Consider the following 19,261-nt stretch of genomic DNA (forward strand, 5'->3'; position numbering starts at 1 on the left):
GTGTACGGAGCGGCGGTGGTCCGGGGGCCCTGGCGGGGATCCGGACCACCGCCGTCGCGGGTGACGCCGGGAGGATGGGCGCTCGTCAGCCGACGGCGGCCAGGTCGGTGAGCCGGGCCAGCGAGTCCTCCAGGTCGGCGCCGACCCGACGCAGTCCGAGGCGCAGCAGGGCCGCCTTGACCGGGCCGGCCGGCCAGCGGACCACGATGAGGCGCACGATGGTCCCGCCCTCCTCCTCGTCTCCGGTGAGCTGGACGTAGATCTCGGTGCGCGCCTCCGCCCGAGCACCGGCGCCCTTGGCCCGTTCCCGCCAGCCGATCAGCGTCGGCTCCTGGTAGGCGATCACCTCGGCCTCATGCGCCGAGCCGCGCCCCGCCTGGACCAGTTGTCGCCGCCCGAAGCCCTCTCCCGAGAGCACTTCGGCCGCGCGAACCCCGGCCAGCCAGGCCGGCAACTGCTCGGCCCGCTGCACGACATCCCAGACCACTTCAATTGGCGCCGCCACGTGCGCACTGCGTTCCACGAGGATCATTTCCGTCTTTCCTCCGGTGAGGACATCCCACGATATCGGCACTCTATGCGCTAAATCGGACTTACCTGGACGGGTTCGGAAAAAGACACGCCGATCAACCATTGCGGAATGCGCCAGGCCGGCCTATGGCGCATTCATCGAGAGCGCCCTAAAGTCCCGAGCACGTTTCACGTTGACCGGGAGGGCGCATGTCGACCGCACCGATGCCCCAGTTCCCCACCGGCTTCCGCTGGGGCGTCTCCACATCGGCCCACCAGATCGAGGGCGCCACCACGGCCGACGGCCGAGCTCCGTCCATCTGGGACACCTTCGCGCGCTCCCCCGGGCGGATCAGCGACGGCAGCAGCGGCGAGGTGGCCTGCGACCACTACCACCGGCACACCGAGGACGTGACGCTGCTGGCCGGCCTGGGCGTCTCCGCCTACCGGTTCTCCATCGCCTGGCCCCGGGTCCAGCCCACCGGCGCCGGCCCGGCCAACCCGGCCGGCCTGGACTTCTACGACCGGCTGGTGGACGAGTTGCTGGCCGCCGGCGTCGACCCGGTGGCCACCCTCTACCACTGGGACCTGCCGCAACCGCTCGAGGACGCCGGCGGCTGGCTGCACCGCGACACCGCCGCCCGGTTCGCCGAGTACGCCGATCTGACCGCCGCCCGGCTCGGCGACCGGGTCCGGCTCTGGATCACCCTCAACGAGCCGTTCATCCACATGAGCCTCGGCTACGGCATGGGCGAGCACGCCCCCGGCCGGACGCTGCTCTTCGACGCCTTCCCGGTCGCCCACCACCAACTGCTCGGGCACGGGCTCGCGGTCGCCGCGCTGCGATCCCACACCACCAGCCCGGTGGCGATCGCCAACAACTACTCGCCGGTGCGGGTGCTCGGCGACCGTGATGCCGACCGTGACGCCGGTGCGGCATACGAGGTGCTGCACAACCGGCTCTTCACCGACCCGCTGCTCGGCCGCGGCTACCCGGAGCTGCCCGGCTTCGACCCGAGCGTCGTCCACCCCGGCGACCTGGACACGATCGCCGCGCCGATCGACGTGCTCGGGGTCAACTACTACAACCCCACCGGGGTACGGGCGGCCGAGGAGGGTTCGCCCCTGCCGTTCGACCTCGTGCCGCTGGACGGCTACCCGCGTACCGCCTTCGACTGGCCGGTGGCACCCGACGGGCTGCGCGAGCTGCTCGGCTGGCTGCGCGACACCTACGGCGACGCGCTGCCGCCGATCGAGATCACCGAGAGCGGCTGCGCGTACGACGACGCGCCCGACGCCGATGGCCAGGTGGCGGACCCGGAGCGGATCGCGTACCTCGACGGGCACCTACGGGCGGTCCGGGCCGCCATCGACGACGGGGTGGACGTCCGCGGGTACTTCGTCTGGTCGCTGCTGGACAACTGGGAGTGGGCCGAGGGGTTCACCAAGCGCTTCGGTCTGGTGCACGTCGACTACGCCACCCAGACCCGTACGCCGAAGTCGTCGTACACCTGGTTGCGCGACGTGATCGCGGCCAGCCGGCCCGGGTCGACGCGGTGACCACCCTCGATCCGACGCCAGCGTCGCTACCGGCGGCGCTCGCCGAGCCGACGGTGCCGGTGCGGCGCGGCTGGATCGGTCTGATCTTCGCGGCCAACCTCGGCGTGTGGATGGCGTTCTTCACGCCCATCCAGGTGCTGCTACCGCAGCAGATCGAGCAGATCGCGCCCGGCGACAAGGAGAACATGCTGGCCGTGGTCACCGGCCTCGGTGCGCTGGCCGCAGTGCTGGCCAACCCCCTGGCGGGCGCGTTCTCCGACCGGACCTGCCTGCGGATCGCCGGCCGCGAGTTCGGTCGTCGGCACGTCTGGACGGTGGGCGGGGCCGTGCTCGGCGCGGCGGCCCTGGTGCTGCTGGCCCAACAACGGACCATCCTCGGGGTCGCCCTCGGCTGGGTCGCCGCGCAGGTCTGCTTCAACGCGATGCTGGCCAGCCTCAGTGCCGCCATTCCGGACCGGGTGCCGGTGACGCAGCGCGGCGGGGTCTCGGGTTGGGTGGGCATCCCGCAGGCGCTCGGGCTGGTGCTCGGCGCGGTGCTGGTCACCGCCGTGGTCACCGGCAACGCCGCCGGCTACCTGGCCATCGCCGTAGCCATCCTGCTGCTGTCGCTGCCGTTCGCGCTGCTCACCCCCGACGAACCGCTGCCGCGTACCCATCGGCCCGTGGTGCGCACGCGGGCGCTGCTGGCCTCGATGTGGATCAGCCCGCGTCGGCACCCGGACTTCGCCTGGGCCTGGATCACCCGGTTCCTGGTCCAGCTCGGCAACGCCCTGGGCACTCTCTACCTGCTGTATTTCCTCACCGACGGGGTGCGCCACCCCGACCCCGAGGGCGGCCTGCTGGTGCTGATCCTGCTCTACACACTCGGGATGATGCTGACCGCAGTGGTCGCCGGCCGGCTGTCCGACCGTTCCGGCCGCCGCAAGATCTACGTGATCGTCTCCGGGCTGATCATGGCGGTGGCGGCGCTGCTGCTCGCGGTCGCGCCGGTCTGGCCGATGGCCGTCGTCGCGGCGCTGCTGCTCGGCGCCGGCTACGGCGTCTACCTCTCGGTGGACGCCGCGTTGATCACCCAGGTGCTGCCCCGGGCCACCGACCGGGCCAAGGACCTGGGCGTCATCAACATCGCCAACTCGGCGCCGCAGGTGCTCGGCCCGGCGCTCTCCGCCCCGCTCGTGGTGTACCTGGGCGGCTATCCCACGCTCTACGCGGTCACCGCCGTGGTCACCCTGCTCGGCAGCGCGCTGGTCGTCAAGATCCGCTCGGTCCCCTGAGCCAGGGGGCGGTGGCGGAAAGCAGTCGCGTACCGCCGTAGGCTGGGGCACGTGACAGTACGTGTGCGCTTCGCCCCTTCCCCGACCGGTATGTTCCACGTCGGCGGCGCCCGCTCGGCGCTGCAGAACTGGATCTACGCCAAGCAGCAGGGCGGCGTGTTCGTGCTGCGCATCGAGGACACCGACGCGGCGCGCAACAAGCCCGAGTGGACCGAGGGCATCCTCTCCGCGCTGGACTGGATCGGGATCTCCCGGGGCAGCTACGAGGGCCCGTACTTCCAGTCCGCGAACGCCGGGGAGCACCGGGCCGCCGCCGCGCGCCTGTACGAGTCGGGCCGCGCCTACTACTGCGACTGCACCCGCGAGGACGTGCAGGCCCGCACCGGGTCGCAGTACCAGGGCTACGACGGCTACCACCGCGACCGTGGCCTCGGCCCCGGCCCGGGGAACGCGCTGCGCTTCCGTACGCCCGACGAGGGCACGACGGTGGTGGTCGACCTGATCCGTGGTGAGCCCACCTTCGAGAACAAGCTCATCGAGGACTTCGTCATCGCCCGGGGCGACGGCTCGCCGGTCTTCCTGCTGGCCAACGTCGTCGATGACATGACGATGGGGATCACCCACGTGATCCGGGCCGAGGAGCACCTGCCCAACACCCCCAAGCAGCAGCTGCTCTGGGAAGCCCTCGGGGTCAAGCCGCCGATCTGGGCGCACGTGCCGGTGGTGGTCAACGAGAAGCGGCAGAAGCTCTCCAAGCGCCGGGACAAGGTCGCCCTGGAGGCGTACCGCGACGAGGGTTACCTCGCCGGCGCGATGCGCAACTACCTCATGCTGCTCGGCTGGGCACCCTCCGGCGACCGGGAGATCGTGCCCTGGTCGGTCATCGAGGACGAGTTCCGGCTGGACGAGGTCAACCTCTCCTCGGCGTTCTTCGACGAGAAGAAGCTGCGCGCGTTCAACGGCGAATACATCCGTGCGCTGCCGGTGGCCGAGTTCATCGACGCCTGCCAGCCGTGGCTGACCGGCACCGGGACCATCGCGCCGCCGCCGTGGCAGCCGGAGGAGTTCGACGCCGACGCGTTCGCCGCAGTGGCGCCGCTGGCCCAGACGCGGATCGCGGTCCTCAGCGAGATCGTGCCGAACGTCGACTTCCTCTTCCTGGCCTCGCCGCTGATCGACGAGGCCGCCTGGACCAAGACGATGAAGGACGGCTCCGCCGAGCTGCTGGACGACGCCGTCGCGGCGTTCGAGGCGCTGGAGTCGTGGGACACCGAATCGTTGAAGTCGACGCTGGAGGCGGTCGGCGCCGAGCGGGGCCTCAAGCTCGGCAAGACGCAGGCGCCGGTGCGGGTCGCTGTCACCGGCCGCACCGTGGGTCTGCCGCTGTTCGAGTCGCTGGAGGTGCTCGGTCGCGAGCGCACCCTGACCCGGATCCGCGCCGCCCGCCTGCGCCTGGTCTGACGAAGGACAACCGCGCCGATCTTGCAGTTTCGGTTGTCGACATGAGTGGGATGCCCCTTGTGTCGGGACAGCAAGTGCAAGATCGCGGAGCGGAGCGGAGCGCAGTGCGCTCCGCTCCGCTGATTACTGGGCTCCGCGCCTGCGGCGGAACACGAGGCCGGCCCCGAGTGCGGCGAGCAGCAGCAGGCCGCCGAGCGCCCAGATCCACCAGCGACCGCCGGAGTCGGACTGCTCCGACGCCGCCGGCACCGTGGAGGCCGTCGAGCTGCCGGGTGTCGCCGACGCGGGCCCGGCGGGGGGTACGCCGACGGCTGAGGGCGAACCGGTCGGGCTGGCGCTGGCGGCGGCCGACGGCGAGGCGGACGGGTCGGCGGCGGTGCCGGCGGTGAGGGTGAACCGCACCTCGCCCTTCACCGGATGCCCGTCGGACGACGTGAGCTGGTAGCCGACGATGTAGAGCCCGGCGGCGGCCGGCTTGAACGGCACCCGCACCCGACTGCCGTCGAAGGCGGGAGTCCCGCCAGCGACCACATTGTCCGGTCCGGTTATTGTGATCTTCGTCGTAGTCGGCGACGGCTTGGCGAGGAACCGCAGCTCGACCCGGGCGGGTGCCGACGCCACGCGGGCGCCGTCGCGCGGGTTGCTGCCGGTCAGCTCATTGTGGGCGGCGGCCGGTGTCGCCGGCACCAGAAACGACACACCGAGCGCCACGCCGAGCACCACTGGCATGACCCGCACCGTACGTGTAACCCTGCCCCCCATGAACCCCTCCGTAAGGGTACGATCCGCCCGCTGATCAAACGGCTCCTCATTAGTCGAGCAGAGATCGCAGATAGTTCCAATTACTGTTCCGAAAGCTGCAACTTATCGATGTTCTGCGGAGTCTGTAGGAGTGGACGCGACCATCTGGTCGATGCCGCACCGGCAGATCGGTCCGGACGTCACGACGAAGCCATCCATCGAACGGGGCGAGGAGGCGGGATGGTCCGACACATGAGGCGGTTGGCCGCCGTGTTGGCGGGCACGCTGGCGGTGGCACTGCTGTCGCTTGGCACCGCCGGCTCGGCCTCGGCGGCGCCGAAGCCGGCACCCGCCGGAGTGGACATCACCGGCACGGGGCTGTCCGCGCCGCTGCGGTTGCACGCGGACAAGGAGCCCGCCGTCGTGGGCGCGGTAATCGACCAGGTCAACTTCCTCGCTCGCACCGGCATGCCGACGGGTCCGAAGGCGGCCAACCTCGGTCCGAAATACACGGTCGTGGTGCTCGCCGGCGAGACGCCGAAACAGACTTACGACCTCTATCCCAAGGCGATCGGTGGCCCCCGCGTCTACCGGCCGGCGAAGCAGCCGGACGGCCGCAAGACCACCGCCGGCTGGTTCCTGGGTCGGCTCAGCATGTCCGAGACCCTGCGCACCGCCGGTGTGCCGCTGGAGCGGCAGTTCGACACGGTCAGTGGCGGCGCGGGCGGCGGCGAGCGAGTCCTCCCGGAGGACACGCTCGACCCGGCGAAGGACCTCGACGAGGCGCTCGGCGACCTGCAGCGCCTGCTGCTGCTCAACGTCGGCGTGATGCTGACCATCACGGTCGGCCTCGCCGGGATCGCCCTGCTGATCCGCCGCCGCACTCGCTGATCTGGCGCACTCGCTGACCCGACGCACTCGCTGATCAGCGGGTGCGTCGGCGGTGCTCAGCACCAGCGGCGCGGTGGGCGCTCCCGGCGGGTGGCCCGCGGCCGCGGTCGGACCGCGCCGTGCCGATGCGCCCCGGCCCAGCCGGGAAGTTCGCTCAGGCAACCAGCGGGAACGTCCAAGTCGGGCTCGGCGAGGCCGGCGGGCTCGGCAGAGCGCTGACGCGGCAGCACGGGTTCGTCATCGACGCGCCCGTGCAGTGGCTCCACCGGGTGCGATGGTGAGCCGCCGACCGGCCGGCGGTGCTTGCCGGCCGCCTGCGGGTCGTGGTGCCCCGGCCGGCAGGGCTCGCCCTGGGCGCAGCCGTTCTCGGCCTCCCCGTGCGCCATCCCCGGTCTCCTCACGCTCGCCTCACCCTCGGGTGCTCTCCCCGAGGTGCCCTGTCACCGTACTGGCCGGGACCGACGGGCCGCGCGCAGCGTACCCGGGGTCCGGAGCGGCCGGTTCTCGAAGACGCCGCTGAGCGCGGAAGCCGGTTACGCAGTTCACAGCTTCTTTTCGTGCCGTTCACCCGGCGCGTCACGGCCGAGGGCGCACCCACCGTCGGGAAGGGCCCGCGTACCCCTTTCGGCGCATGGCCGTGCGGTCGACGTCCTCCCCCGGTGGGAGTTCGGCGGGCGACGGCTGTGGTGGGATCGGGGCATGCGTGCGCCACCATGGCTCGACTCCGGCACTCTCGGCCGCGACCTCGTGCTGGCTGGCGCGTCGCTGGCCGGTGGCCTGGTGCTGTACGCCCTGGGTTGGCAACCGCAGGTCCGTCCGGACGTGGAGGTGCCATCGGCGTTGTTCCTGCCGCCGCTGGTGGCGGTCTGCGTCGCCGTCGGCCTACGGCGGGTCGCACCGCGCGCCAGCCTGGCCGTGGGGACCGCCGCTCTGGTGGTGGACGCGGTGCTGGGAAGTTCGCTGGGCACGGTCCTGATCTACACGCAGGTGCTCTACGACGCCTGCGTGTACGGCCCGCCCCGGCTGTGGCGGTGGCTGCTGCGGATCACCGTGGCGCTGAGCCTGCTCGGGGTGGTCGTCGGCGTGCTCGGGTACGCGGCGCTCGGGGTGCTGGTGGTGCTCGCCGGGCTGCTGCCGGTCCTGACCGGCATCAGTGTGCGGCAGTACCGCGATCAGGCCGCCGCCGAGCGGGCGCGGGCCGAGCAGACCGCCCGGCTGGTCGAGTTGGACCGTCGGCAGGCGGTCAGCGCCGAACGGGCCAGGATGGCCCGGGAACTGCACGACGTGGTCGCGAACCACCTCAGCGCGGTGGCCATCCACGCCACCGCCGTGCTCTCCGTGCCCGGGTTGGATCGCGGTCAGGTGGAGTCGGCGTTGCGGGTGATCCGGGAGAGCAGCGTGCAGGGTCTCGCCGAGATGCGTCAGATGATCGAGGTGCTGCGCGAGCCCGGGACCAGCGTCGATCCGGCCACGCCGGAGGTGGTCACCGCGCGGCTGGCCGAGGCGGACGGACTGGTCGAGCGGGTCCGGGCGGCCGGCCTCGCGGTGCGGGTCCGGACCGATGGCACACCGGGCGCGTTGCCGGTGGGGGTGGACCTCGCCGCGTACCGGATCGTGCAGGAGTCGCTGACGAACGCTCTCAAGCACGGTACGGGTGAGGCGGAGCTGACGATCGCGTACCGGCCGGCCGAGGTGGTGCTGACGGTGGAGAACCCGGTGCGCCGGGGCGGGTCCGGGCTGCCGGGCGCCGGGGCCGGGCTGATCGGCATGCGGGAGCGGGCCACGCTGCTGGCCGGCCGGTTCACCGCCGGGCCGCACGACGGTCGCTGGCAGGTGCGGGCGGCCCTGCCCACCGGGGAGGTCGGGTGACCGGGCCGGCGCGGCCACCGGACGACGCGGGCCCGGCGACGGTACGGGTGGTGCTCGCCGACGACCAGCCGGCGGTACGGGCCGGACTGGCCCTGATCCTGAACGGCTCACCGGGCGTCGAGGTGGTCGGCGAGGCGGCCGACGGCGACGCCGCCGTGCGCCTCTGCCGGGAGTTGCGCCCCGACGTGGCGGTGCTGGATGTGCGGATGCCGCACCGGGACGGGATCTCCGCGACCCGGGTGATCGTCAGCGACGGGCTCGCCGACGTGCTGGTGCTCACCACCTTCGACCTGGACGAGTACGTCTTCGGGGCGTTGCGGGCCGGCGCGGCCGGGTTCCTGCTCAAGGACACCGACGCCGACGGCCTGGTCAGCGCGGTGCGGACGGTGGCGCGGGGTGACGGGTTCATCGCGCCCACTGTGACCCGCCGGTTGATCACCGCATTCGCGGCCACCGCGCCGGGCGCGTCGGCGGACGCCCGGGCCGCGCTGGGCACCCTCACCCCGCGTGAGCGTGACGTGCTGGCCTGCCTCGGGTTGGGTCTGTCCAACCAGCAGATCGCCGACCGGCTGGTGCTGGCGGAGAGCACCACCAAGACCCATGTGAGCCGGATCCTGGCGAAGCTGGACCTACGCAGCCGGGTGCAGGCCGCGATCCTGGCCCAGGAGGTGGGCCTGCCCATTCCCCCGCAGCCGTGAGGCGGGCGCCGGGTGGACCGGTGCCGGCGTGGTTGGCCTGCTCACGACGTGTCAGGCTAGGGCGGTGAGCACGCCGGGCGGTGGAGAGCTGTCGGCCACGCTGCGCCGGATCGAACGATCGGCGGGGGCGTTGGCCACCTCCAGCGTGGCCCGGATGGACGAGACGCTGCCCTGGTTCCGGGCGCTGCCGGCCGACCAGCGTTCCTGGGTGATGCTGGTCGCCCAGGCGGGCGCGAGGTCGCTGGTGCAGTGGCTGCGCGAGGGCGGCGGCACGGCGGACAGCACCCAGGAGGTCTCGGACGAGGTCTTCGCCGCCGCCCCGCAGGCGCTGGCCCGGTCGATCACCCTCCAGCAGACCGTGGCGTTGATCAAGGTGACGATCGACGTGGTCGAGGAGCAGGTGTCGCACCTGGCCGCCGAGGGCGAGGAGCAGCAGCTGCGCGAGGCGGTGCTGCGCTTCTCCCGGGAGATCGCGTTCTCCGCCGCCCGGGTGTACGCGCGGGCCGCCGAGTCGCGCGGCGCCTGGGACGCCCGGTTGCAGGCGCTGCTGGTCGACGCGCTGTTGCGCGGTGACTCGCCGGACGTCCTGGCCAGTCGGGCCGCCGCGCTCGGCTGGGCGGACGCGCCGCCGGTGGCGGTGGCGGTCGGTCGGTCGCCCGGCGGCGAGGTCTCCGCGGTGCTGCACGTGGTCTACCGGCAGGCCCGCCGGATCGGCGTGGAGGTGATCGGCGGCGTCCACGGCGACCGGCTGGTGATCGTGCTGGGCGGCGCACCGGATCCGCTGACCGCCACGGCGAAGCTGCTGAGCGCATTCGGGGACGGCCCGGTGGTGGTGGGTCCCGCCGTACCGAGTCTGGACGAGGCGACCGAGTCGGCGCGGGCGGCGCTGTCCGGCTTTCGGGCCGCGCCGGCCTGGCCCAGCGCGCCCCGGCCGGTGCCGGCCGCGGACCTGCTGCCGGAGCGGGCCCTCGCCGGCGACGCGGAGGCCCGTCGGCGGCTACGTCACGATGTGTACGCGACACTGGTGCGCGCCGGCGGGGAACTGCTGGCGACCCTGGACGCCTTCCTGGCCGCCGGTGGCACGCTGGAGAGCGCGGCTCGGGCCCTGTTCGTGCACCCGAACACTGTGCGTTACCGGTTGCGCCGGATCGCCGAGGTGACCGGGTTCTCGCCGCTGTCGCCGCGCGACGCGTTCGCCCTTCAGGTCGCGCTGACCGTGGGTCGGTTGGATCCGGTCGCCCCGCTCGCCTCGCCGGTCCCGACTCAGACAATGACCCCGGCAAACCGGAAATCCTCCCAAACTGAGGATGATCCCCGCCGATCTTTGTAGGAAACCTCCAAAGGTCCTAGTACGGTTTGGTCGAAGGCGGCACAGCGTTACCCGCCTTTATCCGGGAGAGTCATAGGCGTGCTCGCCGTACTTAGTCCCGGCCAGGGTTCTCAGAAACCCGGCTTCCTGACCCCCTGGCTCGACCTGACCGGCACCGAGGCGCGACTGCGCGAGTGGTCGGCGTTGGCCGGGGTCGACCTGCTGCACCTGGGCACCGCCGCCGACGCCGACGAGATCAAGGACACCGCCCGCACCCAGCCGCTGCTGGTCGCCGCGGCGTTGCTCGCGGCCGAGCACCTGCCGCTGGACGGCGTCGGGCTGACCGCCGGCCACAGCGTCGGCGAGTTGGGTGCCGCCGCCCTGGCCGGTGTGCTGTCGGCCGACGCCGCGATCACCCTGGCCGGCGTCCGCGGCCGGGAGATGGCCGCCGCGTGCGCGCTGGAGCCGACCGGAATGGCCGCGGTGCTCGGTGGTGACCCCGACGAGGTGATCGCCGCGATCGAGGCGAACGGGCTGTACCCGGCCAACCGCAACGGCGCCGGGCAGATCGTCGCCGCCGGCGCCCTGGACGGGCTCGACAAGCTCGCCGCCGCGCCGCCCGCCCGGACCCGGATCATCCGACTCCAGGTGGCCGGCGCGTTCCACACCCCGTACATGGCTCCGGCCGAGACCGCGCTCGCCGCGGAGGCCGCCGGGATCACCCCCGCCGACCCGGCCCGGACCCTGCTGTCGAACCTCGACGGCACGGCGGTCGACAACGGCGCGGCCATGGTGCAACGCCTCGTCCGTCAGGTCACCGCGCCGGTGCGCTGGGACCTGTGCATGCGTACGCTGGCCGACCTCGGGGTCACCGGCGTGATCGAACTACCCCCGGCCGGCACCCTCGCCGGCCTGGTCAAGCGGGAACTCAAGGGCGACGGCGCCCCGGAGATCGTCACCCTCAACACCCCGGACGACCTGCCGGCCGCACGGGACCTGATCGCCCGTATCGGAGGTCGTTCATGACTGGCAGTCGCATCGTATCGATGGGGCACTACCAGCCCTCCCGGGTGGTGACCAACGACGACATCGCCCAGCTCGTCGACACCAACGACGAGTGGATTCGCGACCGGGTCGGCATCGTCAGCCGGCGGATCGCCGACAGTGAGACGGTCGCCGACATGGCCGCCGCGGCCGCCGGCAAGGCGCTGGCCAACTCGGGCCTGACCGCCGCCGACATCGACCTGGTCGTGGTCGCCACCTGTTCCTCCATCGACCGTAGCCCCAACGTGGCCTGCCGGGTCGCCGCCAAGCTGGGCATCACCGCCCCTGGCGCGTTCGACCTCAACACCGCCTGCTCGGGCTTCGCGTACGCGCTGGGCACCGTCGACCACGCCATCCGGGCCGGGGCGTCGCGCAACGCGATCGTCATCGGCGCGGAGAAGCTGTCCGACTTCACCGACTGGACCGACCGCTCCACCTGCATCATCTTCGCGGACGGGGCCGGTGCCGCAGTGGTCTCCGCCACCGCCGACGACGAGCCGGCCGGAATCGGCCCGGTCGTCTGGGGTTCGGTGCCGGACAAGAGCGACGCGGTCCGCATCGAGGGTTGGCGCCCGTACATCCAGCAGGAGGGGCAGGCGGTGTTCCGCTGGGCCACCACCGCGATCGCGCCACTCGCGCTGCAGGCCTGCGAGCGGGCCGGGGTCGACCCGTCGGAGCTGGCCGCGTTCGTGCCGCACCAGGCCAACGCCCGGATCATCGACGGCATCGCCAAGCGGCTCAACATCCCCGACGCGATCATCGCGAAGGACATCGTCGAGTCCGGCAACACCTCCGCGGCGAGCGTGCCGCTGGCCCTGTCCAAGCTGGTCGAGCGCCGGGAGGTGCCCTCGGGCGCGCCGGTGCTGCTGTTCGGCTTCGGCGGTGGCCTGACCTACGCCGGTCAGGTCGTCCGCTGCCCCTGATGACCCCCTCGGGCGCGTACGCGTCCAGGAGTGGCGGTCGGCGACGCCGACCGCCGGAGAACCCCGATGAAAGGAACCAACCGCAATGACCCGTGACGAGATCACCACCGGCCTCGCCGAGATCCTCGAAGAGGTTGCCGGGGTGAACCCGGACGACGTGGCCGAGGGGAAGTCCTTCACCGACGACCTCGATGTCGACTCGCTCTCCATGGTTGAGGTCGTTGTCGCGGCCGAGGAGAAGTTCGGCGTCAAGATCCCGGACAACGAGGTGCAGAACCTCAAGACCGTCGGCGACGCTGTCAGCTACATCGCGGCGCAGTCCTGATCATGAGTCGTCCTGACGTCGTCGTCACCGGGCTCGGCGCGACGACCCCGCTTGGCGGGGACGTCGCGTCGACCTGGGACGCAATGCTCGCCGGCCGCTCCGGGGTGAGTGCCCTCACCCAGGAGTGGGCCGAGCAACTGCCGGTCCGGATCGCCGCCCAGTTGGCCGTGGAGCCGTCCGAGGTGCTGGACCGGGTCCGCCTGCGCCGCCTGGACCGTTCCGAGGCGATCGCGATCATCGCGGCGCAGCAGGCCTGGGCGGACGCCGGCCTCGCCGGCTCCGACCTCGACGGGGAGCGGCTGGCCGTCAGCGTCGGCTCCGGCATCGGCGGTGCCACCACCCTGCTCGCCCAGGACGACATCCTGGAGGCGTCCGGGCCGCGGCGGGTCTCCCCGCACACCATCCCGATGCTGATGCCGAACGGTCCGGCCGCCTGGGTCGGGCTGGAGCTGGGCGCCAAGGCCGGCGTGCACTCGGTGGCCAGCGCCTGCGCCACCGGCGCCGAGGCGATCGCCCTCGGCTTGGACATCATCCGCTCCGGCCGGGCCGACGTGGTGGTGGCCGGCGGCACCGAGGCGGTCATCCACCCGCTGCCGATCGCCGGCTTCAGCTCGATGCGGGCCATGTCGACCCGCAACGACGACCCGGAACGGGCCTCCCGCCCGTGGGACCGGGGCCGGGACGGCTTCGTCCTCGGCGAGGGCGCCGGCATCGTGGTGCTGGAGCGGGCCGAGCACGCCGCAGCCCGGGGCGCCCGGGTGTACGCGCGCCTCGCCGGCGCCGGCATCACCTCCGACGCGTACGACATCGTGCAGCCGCACGCCGAGGGCGAGGGCGCCATCCGGGCCATCGCCAAGGCGATCGCCGACGCGGACGTGGCGAAGCGGGACATCGTGCACGTCAACGCGCACGCCACCTCGACCCCGGTCGGGGACATGCTGGAGATCGGCGGGCTGCACAAGGCGCTCGGCGACCACCCGGTGCTGTCCGCGACGAAGTCGATGACCGGTCACCTGCTCGGTGCGGCCGGTGCGCTGGAGTCGATCGCCACCATCCTGGCGATCCGCGACAGTGTCGTCCCTCCGACGATCAACCTCGACGACCCGGAGCCAGGCCTCACCCTGGATGTCGCCGCGCACAAGGCCCGCCACATGGAGATCCCGGCCGCGTTGAACAACGCGTTCGGCTTCGGCGGCCACAACGTGGCGCTCGTCTTCGCTCGTCCCTGAGATCCTCCGCAAGGGCCCCTCCTCTCGTCGAGGAGGGGCCCTTGCGTCGTTCAGCCTCGGTTGCGGGGGTGCTGTTTCGCGGTGCGCTCGTTGCCGTGGCGATAGTTGCCGGTCCAGCGGGCCATCACCAACTGCGGGTCGTCGTCGACCTCGGCCAGGAACTCCGCGGCCCGAGCGCCGCGCAGAGTGCCGGCGACCCGGCCGTGGTGGGTGATCACCACCGTGCCGTCCGCCCGTTGCTCGTGCCGGAATCCTGCTGCCGCTCCCATGGGGTGAGGCTGTCAGACCGACCGGCGCGGGGGCGACCCGATTACCGTCGCGCGGGCACACGATCCCGATTGACGTCGAGAGACCGCACGGCTTAGATGGGCCGACTGAAGATCGACTGACGGGGATCACCACCATGGACACTCGTACCCGCGTCGCCCTGTCGACGGCGCTCACCCTCGGCCTGCTGGCCGGCTGCGGCGACGACACCGCCGCTCCCGCCGGGCCCGCGGCCGGCGGCCCGGCCCCACAGGCCACGGGCGAGCCCTGGTACGACGAGACGACCCCGGCGTCGCCCGGCGGCACCACCGGCGGCACCGGTTCCCCCTGTCCGGTACCGGTGTCGTTTCCGCTGGCCGACGGGTGGACGGCGAAGGCGATCGAGCCGCCCAAGGGCGAGCTTGCCGAGCTGGTCGGCGAGGCGCTCACCAAGCGCGGCGGCACCACCGTGCGCTGCGAGGTGGACGGCCGGCCAGCCGGCGGCGGATTCCTGCGGATCTGGGCGGCGGACTCACCGACGGTCACCCCGCGCGCCGCGCTGGAGAGTTTCGCCACCGGGGCCGAGGAGACGATCGCCGGTCAACAGTTCCGCGACCTCCGCGCCGGCGGCTTCGACGCCACCGAGATGACCTGGCTCGCCACCAGCCCGTTGACCGAGGAGGAGTCGCGGAACTGGGCGCTGGCCGTCCAGTCGGCGGGGCAGACGCTGGTCTTCGCGGTCAACGAGGGGCTGATCACCGAACGGACCGACGTGCTGCCGGCGTACCGGCTCGCGGTGCGAGGGCTCGCGAAGGGCGAGTGAGGTCGCCCCGAACCTGATTGTTCCCGTCAATCCGATCCCCCCTCCCAACGCCCCTTCCGCACGCGATCGCGCGGGACCGGCCCTGGTCAGCGACAGCTACCATGCGGGCGTGCCCGACGACAGCGCGGACGGCATCGAGCCGGAGCCCGGTCGACGGTTCGTGGTCTGCGGCGACAACGCTCTGGCCCGCCGACTGATCACCGAACTGGTCGACCGGCACGGCGTCGCGGTCACCGTCCTACTGCCATCGTTGTCCGACAACCACGCCCCGGACATCGCCGAGCTCGCGTCGGACACCGACGCGACAGGCTCACGCCCCGAGGTGGTGGTGGCTCGCCGGCTGACCGCCGAGGTCCTGGACGGGGCCGGCGTACGGGCTGCGGCGGCGGTCGCTCTGGTCAGCGCCGACGACGTGGCCAACGTGGATGCCGCGCTGATCATCCGGGAGTTCGACCCGGACGTACGGATCGTCGTCCGCCTGTTCAATCCGGTGCTCGGCGAGGGCGTGGCCACCATGCTCGGCGACTGCGCGGTGCTGTCCGGTTCGGAGATCGCCGCGCCCGCGTTCGTCGCGGCCACCCTGGGCGACGACGCGCCGACCTTTCTCCGGCTGCCCGACGACGAGTTGCTGCGGACGGCGAGCCGGGACGCGCTCGACCCGGCCACCACGGACGTGATCTGCGCGCTCGCCGACACCAGCGGCCCTGAGCCGATCACGCTGCCGGAGAACGAGGACTCCGCCGATCTCGTGCTGGTGCGGGCGTACGGCCGACGGCGTCCTGTCCGTGCCCGACCTCGCCGCCATTGGCTGCAGACCGCCCGGCTGATTCTCAGCAGGCGGCTGCGTTGGGCGCTGGGCGCCTCGGCCGTGCTGCTCGCCGTCGGTAGCGTGCTGCTCGGCCAAGCCCGGAACCTGGACCCGGTTCAGGCCGGCTACCTGACAGTGCTCACCGCCCTGGGCAGCGCGGACGCGGATCCGACCGGGTCATCGGTGGAGAAGCTCACCGCCCTGCTGCTGGTGATCATCGGCGTGGCCCTGGTCCCCACGGTGACCGCACTGGTGGTCGACTCGGTGGTACGGGCTCGGTTGGCGGTCGCGGCCGGTCGGATCACCGAACCGCTCGACGACCACGTGATCGTGATCGGGCTGGGCAACATCGGTACCCGGGTGATCCAGGAACTGCACTCGTTCGGCGTGACAGTGGTGGCGGTGGACCGAGCACCGACGGCACGTGGCGTGGCGGTGGCCCGCGAGCTGGGCCTGCCGTTCCTGATCGGCGACGCGACCAGCCCGGAGACGTTGCGGGCGGCGTCCGTGTCGACCTGCCGGGCGCTGGTGGTGCTCTGTGCGGACGACGTGACGAACCTGGAGACCGCACTGCTCGGGCGTTCGCTGCACAGGGCGGCGAACGGCGGTGTGGCGGCTCCGCTGCGGGTCGTGCTGCGGCTGTTCGACGAGGGGTTCGCTCAGCGGGTGCAGCGCGCCTTCGGGATCAACCACTCGCGCAGCGTCTCGTACCTGGCGGCTCCGGCGTTCGCTGCGGCCATGATGGGCCGCGAGGTGATCGACACGATCTCGGTGGGACGGCGGGTCCTGCTGGTCGCCGAGCTGCCGGTCGGGGCCGGTTCGGATCTGGAGGGTCGCTCCTGCCCGGAGGTCAGCCGCCCGCGCGAGGCCCGGGTGATCGCGATGCGGACCGGGCGGGCTGGGCAGACCATCTGGTCACTGCCGCAACGCCGGCCCCTGGTGCGCACCGATCGGTTGCTGGTCGTCGCCACCCGAGCCGGGCTGGCGGCGCTGCTCGCCCGTACGGTGGCCAGCGCCGATCCGCCACCGATGTCACCGTCCACGGTCGGTGGCATGCCGCTGCGGTTGTTGCGCCCACCGGCGACCCGCCTTCCGGCTGACCGGCCGGGAGCGGACGGCGCGCCGCGCCCGGAGCCGGCCGGCGAAGACATCACCGACCGGCCGACGGCCGAGGGTGGGCGCTGAGCCGTCCGCGCCGGCGGGTCAGGTGCGACAGGTCGTCGCGGGCAGTCCGGGAACGGCCACCGGGGACCGGCCGCCCGGCCGGGCCTTGCCGGCGAGCACGGCGGCCAGGGCGGTCATCGACGCCCGGCTGGAGGAGTACGTCGCCAGCAGCGTTGGTGACTTCGCGTCGGCCAGCACGTACGGGGTGTCCATGGCGACCGTGACCGCCGCGTCCGGGCGTAGGTCCTTGGCGCCGTCGCCGTAGCCCACCAGGTGCACGATCGTGCCGCCGCTGGGCTTCACCTGCACCCCGGCGGCGGTCAGCGCGGCGGTGAGCGTGGCCCGGGTGCCGTCCCGGCCGCCGGACGAGGTGACGGTGACGGGCCCGCGTACCGCTCCGCCGCAGGCGCCGCGCAGCACGGTGACGGCGGCGGCGGCCAGCGCGTCGGCCGCCGCCCGGTGCGCCGGGGTGTTGAGCGTGGACATCTGCGCCGCCGGCAGCTCCGCGAGCCGGAACTTCATGGTCAGCACCCGGGTGACCGCCTCGACCAGCCGGGTCCGGGGCAGCGATCCGCCGCGCAGCGCGGCGAGCAGCCCGTCGTACGCCTGACCGACGTTCGGGGTCATCAGGATGAGGTCGTTGCCGGCGTTGAGCGCCCGGACCGCCGCCTCGCCGGGAGCCCAGCGCTTCGCGGGCGGCATGTTCATCCCGTCGGTGATCACCACGCCCTTGAAGCCGAGTTGGCCGCGCAGCACGTCGGTGAGCAGCTTGTGCGAGAACGTCGCCGGGGTCCCCGGGTCGATCGCGCGCGCGTCGAGGTGACCGGACATCACGGCCATCGCGCCCGCGTCGATCCCGGCGGTGAATGGCGGCCACGCGCCGCTCTGCAACGCCGCGGCGGACTGGGTGAGCACCGGAAGGTCCTGGTGGGAGTCGTCGGCGCTGTGGCCGTGCCCGGGGAAGTGCTTCAGGGTGGCCGCGACCCCGACCGCCTGGAGGCCACGGACCGCGCCGCCCACCTGCGCGGCGGCCTGCTTCGGGTCGGCGCCGTACGACCGGGAGCCGATCACGGTGCTGCGGGTGGCCAGCACGTCGGCCACCGGGGCGAAGTCGATGTTGATGCCCATCGCGGCCAACTCGGCGCCGGCGGCCCGCCAGGCGGCCTCGGTGAGCTTCGGGTCACCGGCCGCGCCGGCCGCGAGGGCGCTGGGCAGCACGGTGACCCCGTCGGTCACGCGGGTGACGACGCCGTACTCCTGGTCGGTGCCGATCAGGAGCGGCGCGGAACCGGCGGCGAGCCGACCGGCGGCGGTACGGAGCCCGGTGGTGAGCTCGTGCACCTGCTTGGGGTTGTCGACGTTCGTGGTCTCCTGGTTGCCCTTGGTCGGGTCGTCGGCGCTGAAGCCGACCAGGATCAGGCCGCCCAGTCGGTACTTGGCGATCATCTCGGCGGGGGTGTCGACCCCGGCGAGGGCCTGGTTACCGGCCGCCGAGCCGGCGGAGACCTTGGTCGCCGAGTCGCCGTAGGCGTACGGCATCAGCACCTGGCCGACCAGGTCTTCGTCGGACAGCGTCGCCACCAGCGCGGCAGCGCGGCTGGCGGGGTCGCTGGCCGGCGGCGCGGCCGGGACGCTCGGGCCCGCGGACGTGCCGACCGGGCTGGGCGTCGGGGTGGGGCGCTCCGGGTCACCTGAGCAGCCGGAGACGAGCAGGGCGGTCAGGGCGGCGACAGCGACACTGGCGCGCCACGGGCGATTCGACACGCCGCCCATCCCACCAGCTTCTCCCTTATCGGGGCAACTTGACCTTACCGGTCGTCACCGGCGCGACGCCGTACGGCCAGCGGCCCGCCCGCCGGGTCAGCCGACCCGGGTGAGCAAGGTCACCGGGGCGCCGTCGCCGGCGTACCGGTAGGGCTCCAGGTCAGCGTCCCACGCCGTGCCGAGCGCCTTGTCCAGGGCGTGCGCCAGCGCCTCGGGGGCCCGGGAGGCCGCCATCAGCGCCCGAAGTCGGTCCTCGCCGAGCTGGATGTCGCCGGCCACGCCGACCGTTGCCCGGAACAGGCCGCGGGCTGGCACGTACATGAAGCGCTCACCATCGGCACCGGGACTCGGCTCCTCGGTGACCTCGAAACGGATCATGGGCCACTGCCGTAGGGCAGCAGCCAGCTCGGCGCCCGTCCCCGGACGACCGGTCCACCCGCACTCGGCCCGGCGTGCGCCGGGGTCGACGGGCTGAGCCGTCCACTGCAGGTTGACCGGCGCGGCTAGGACGCGCGCGATCGCCCACTCGACGTGTGAGCACACGGCGAGCGGGGTCGAGTGGACGTATACGACGCCACGCGTTGGCACGGTGACCTCCCGGAGAGCGAGGTGCGTCTTCCCC

18 protein-coding genes and 1 pseudogene are annotated in these 19,261 nt (G+C 72.7%); 13 read left to right on the top strand and 6 right to left on the bottom strand.

What is annotated here, in order from left to right; all coding sequences use genetic code 11:
* Positions 1–85: 85 nt before the first annotated feature.
* Positions 86–532 (bottom strand): SRPBCC family protein, encoded by a 447-nt coding sequence (locus ACQRWP_RS20230; RefSeq protein WP_112582592.1) that lies wholly within the window; start codon positions 530–532, stop codon positions 86–88.
* A 188-nt stretch (positions 533–720) separates the two neighbouring features.
* On the opposite strand from ACQRWP_RS20230, the gene ACQRWP_RS20235 reads away from it, so the two are divergent.
* The 3 genes from ACQRWP_RS20235 to gltX are packed head-to-tail and all read left to right on the top strand — an operon-like array spanning position 721 to position 4,805.
* A complete protein-coding gene (locus tag ACQRWP_RS20235; protein ID WP_430496898.1) occupies positions 721–2,070 on the top strand; it encodes a GH1 family beta-glucosidase in 1,350 nt (449 codons plus the stop codon).
* Positions 2,067–3,344: an MFS transporter gene (locus ACQRWP_RS20240; RefSeq protein ID WP_430496900.1), complete on the top strand. Its 1,278-nt coding sequence runs from the start codon at positions 2,067–2,069 to the stop codon at positions 3,342–3,344. The genes ACQRWP_RS20235 and ACQRWP_RS20240 overlap by 4 nt, the downstream gene beginning before the upstream one ends.
* A gap of 51 nt (positions 3,345–3,395) precedes the next feature.
* Entirely contained in the window at positions 3,396–4,805 is a 1,410-nt protein-coding gene (gltX, locus tag ACQRWP_RS20245) for a glutamate--tRNA ligase (RefSeq protein WP_430496902.1), read from the top strand.
* Between the two features lie 123 nt (positions 4,806–4,928).
* Here gltX and ACQRWP_RS20250 read toward each other — a convergent pair whose 3' ends face one another.
* Positions 4,929–5,534 (bottom strand): copper resistance CopC family protein, encoded by a 606-nt coding sequence (locus ACQRWP_RS20250; protein WP_430496904.1) that lies wholly within the window; start codon positions 5,532–5,534, stop codon positions 4,929–4,931.
* A 252-nt stretch (positions 5,535–5,786) separates the two neighbouring features.
* On the opposite strand from ACQRWP_RS20250, the gene ACQRWP_RS20255 reads away from it, so the two are divergent.
* The gene (locus ACQRWP_RS20255; protein ID WP_430496906.1) at positions 5,787–6,437 is read left to right on the top strand and encodes a hypothetical protein; all 651 of its coding nucleotides are present in this window, start codon (positions 5,787–5,789) and stop codon (positions 6,435–6,437) included.
* A gap of 56 nt (positions 6,438–6,493) precedes the next feature.
* Here ACQRWP_RS20255 and ACQRWP_RS20260 read toward each other — a convergent pair whose 3' ends face one another.
* Positions 6,494–6,823, bottom strand: a complete 330-nt coding sequence (locus ACQRWP_RS20260; protein WP_354942402.1) for a hypothetical protein — start codon at positions 6,821–6,823, stop codon at positions 6,494–6,496.
* A 313-nt stretch (positions 6,824–7,136) separates the two neighbouring features.
* Here ACQRWP_RS20260 and ACQRWP_RS20265 point away from each other — a divergent pair, with 313 nt between their 5' ends.
* From ACQRWP_RS20265 to fabF, 7 genes and pseudogenes are all read left to right on the top strand, one after another.
* Complete coding sequence (locus ACQRWP_RS20265) at positions 7,137–8,306, top strand: sensor histidine kinase (protein ID WP_430496908.1); 1,170 nt, start codon at positions 7,137–7,139, stop codon at positions 8,304–8,306.
* Positions 8,303–9,004: a response regulator gene (locus ACQRWP_RS20270; protein ID WP_430496910.1), complete on the top strand. Its 702-nt coding sequence runs from the start codon at positions 8,303–8,305 to the stop codon at positions 9,002–9,004. Before ACQRWP_RS20265 ends, ACQRWP_RS20270 begins: the two co-directional genes overlap by 4 nt.
* A gap of 28 nt (positions 9,005–9,032) precedes the next feature.
* Positions 9,033–10,334, top strand: a complete 1,302-nt coding sequence (locus ACQRWP_RS20275) for a PucR family transcriptional regulator (RefSeq protein WP_430496911.1) — start codon at positions 9,033–9,035, stop codon at positions 10,332–10,334.
* Between the two features lie 78 nt (positions 10,335–10,412).
* A pseudogene (locus ACQRWP_RS20280) lies at positions 10,413–11,330 on the top strand (ACP S-malonyltransferase); the annotation flags it as partial.
* A 5-nt stretch (positions 11,331–11,335) separates the two neighbouring features.
* A complete protein-coding gene (locus ACQRWP_RS20285) occupies positions 11,336–12,280 on the top strand; it encodes a beta-ketoacyl-ACP synthase III (RefSeq protein WP_238680308.1) in 945 nt (314 codons plus the stop codon).
* An 85-nt stretch (positions 12,281–12,365) separates the two neighbouring features.
* Positions 12,366–12,605 (top strand): acyl carrier protein, encoded by a 240-nt coding sequence (locus tag ACQRWP_RS20290; protein WP_030330276.1) that lies wholly within the window; start codon positions 12,366–12,368, stop codon positions 12,603–12,605.
* Between the two features lie 2 nt (positions 12,606–12,607).
* The gene (fabF, locus tag ACQRWP_RS20295) at positions 12,608–13,834 is read left to right on the top strand and encodes a beta-ketoacyl-ACP synthase II (RefSeq protein ID WP_124855678.1); all 1,227 of its coding nucleotides are present in this window, start codon (positions 12,608–12,610) and stop codon (positions 13,832–13,834) included.
* A 50-nt stretch (positions 13,835–13,884) separates the two neighbouring features.
* Here the strand turns inward: fabF and ACQRWP_RS20300 are convergent, their stop codons facing one another.
* On the bottom strand, positions 13,885–14,103 hold the full coding sequence (locus ACQRWP_RS20300; protein WP_238687213.1) for a hypothetical protein: 219 nt from the start codon (positions 14,101–14,103) through the stop codon (positions 13,885–13,887).
* A gap of 134 nt (positions 14,104–14,237) precedes the next feature.
* Between ACQRWP_RS20300 and ACQRWP_RS20305 the strand changes: the two genes are divergently transcribed.
* Together ACQRWP_RS20305 and ACQRWP_RS20310 are read left to right on the top strand one after the other, a co-directional pair.
* Positions 14,238–14,903, top strand: a complete 666-nt coding sequence (locus ACQRWP_RS20305; protein ID WP_430496915.1) for a lipoprotein — start codon at positions 14,238–14,240, stop codon at positions 14,901–14,903.
* A gap of 109 nt (positions 14,904–15,012) precedes the next feature.
* Positions 15,013–16,896, top strand: coding sequence for a potassium channel family protein (locus ACQRWP_RS20310; protein WP_430496917.1), 1,884 nt, complete (start codon positions 15,013–15,015; stop codon positions 16,894–16,896).
* A gap of 18 nt (positions 16,897–16,914) precedes the next feature.
* On the opposite strand, the gene ACQRWP_RS20315 is transcribed toward ACQRWP_RS20310, so the two are convergent.
* Positions 16,915–18,648 (bottom strand): glycoside hydrolase family 3 protein, encoded by a 1,734-nt coding sequence (locus tag ACQRWP_RS20315; RefSeq protein ID WP_430496919.1) that lies wholly within the window; start codon positions 18,646–18,648, stop codon positions 16,915–16,917.
* 87 nt (positions 18,649–18,735) lie between these two features.
* Complete coding sequence (locus ACQRWP_RS20320) at positions 18,736–19,227, bottom strand: DUF3145 domain-containing protein (RefSeq protein ID WP_091409261.1); 492 nt, start codon at positions 19,225–19,227, stop codon at positions 18,736–18,738.
* Between the last annotated feature and the right edge of the window lie 34 nt (positions 19,228–19,261).

This window comes from Micromonospora trifolii (assembly GCF_050516465.1).
Lineage (GTDB): Bacteria > Actinomycetota > Actinomycetes > Mycobacteriales > Micromonosporaceae > Micromonospora > Micromonospora trifolii.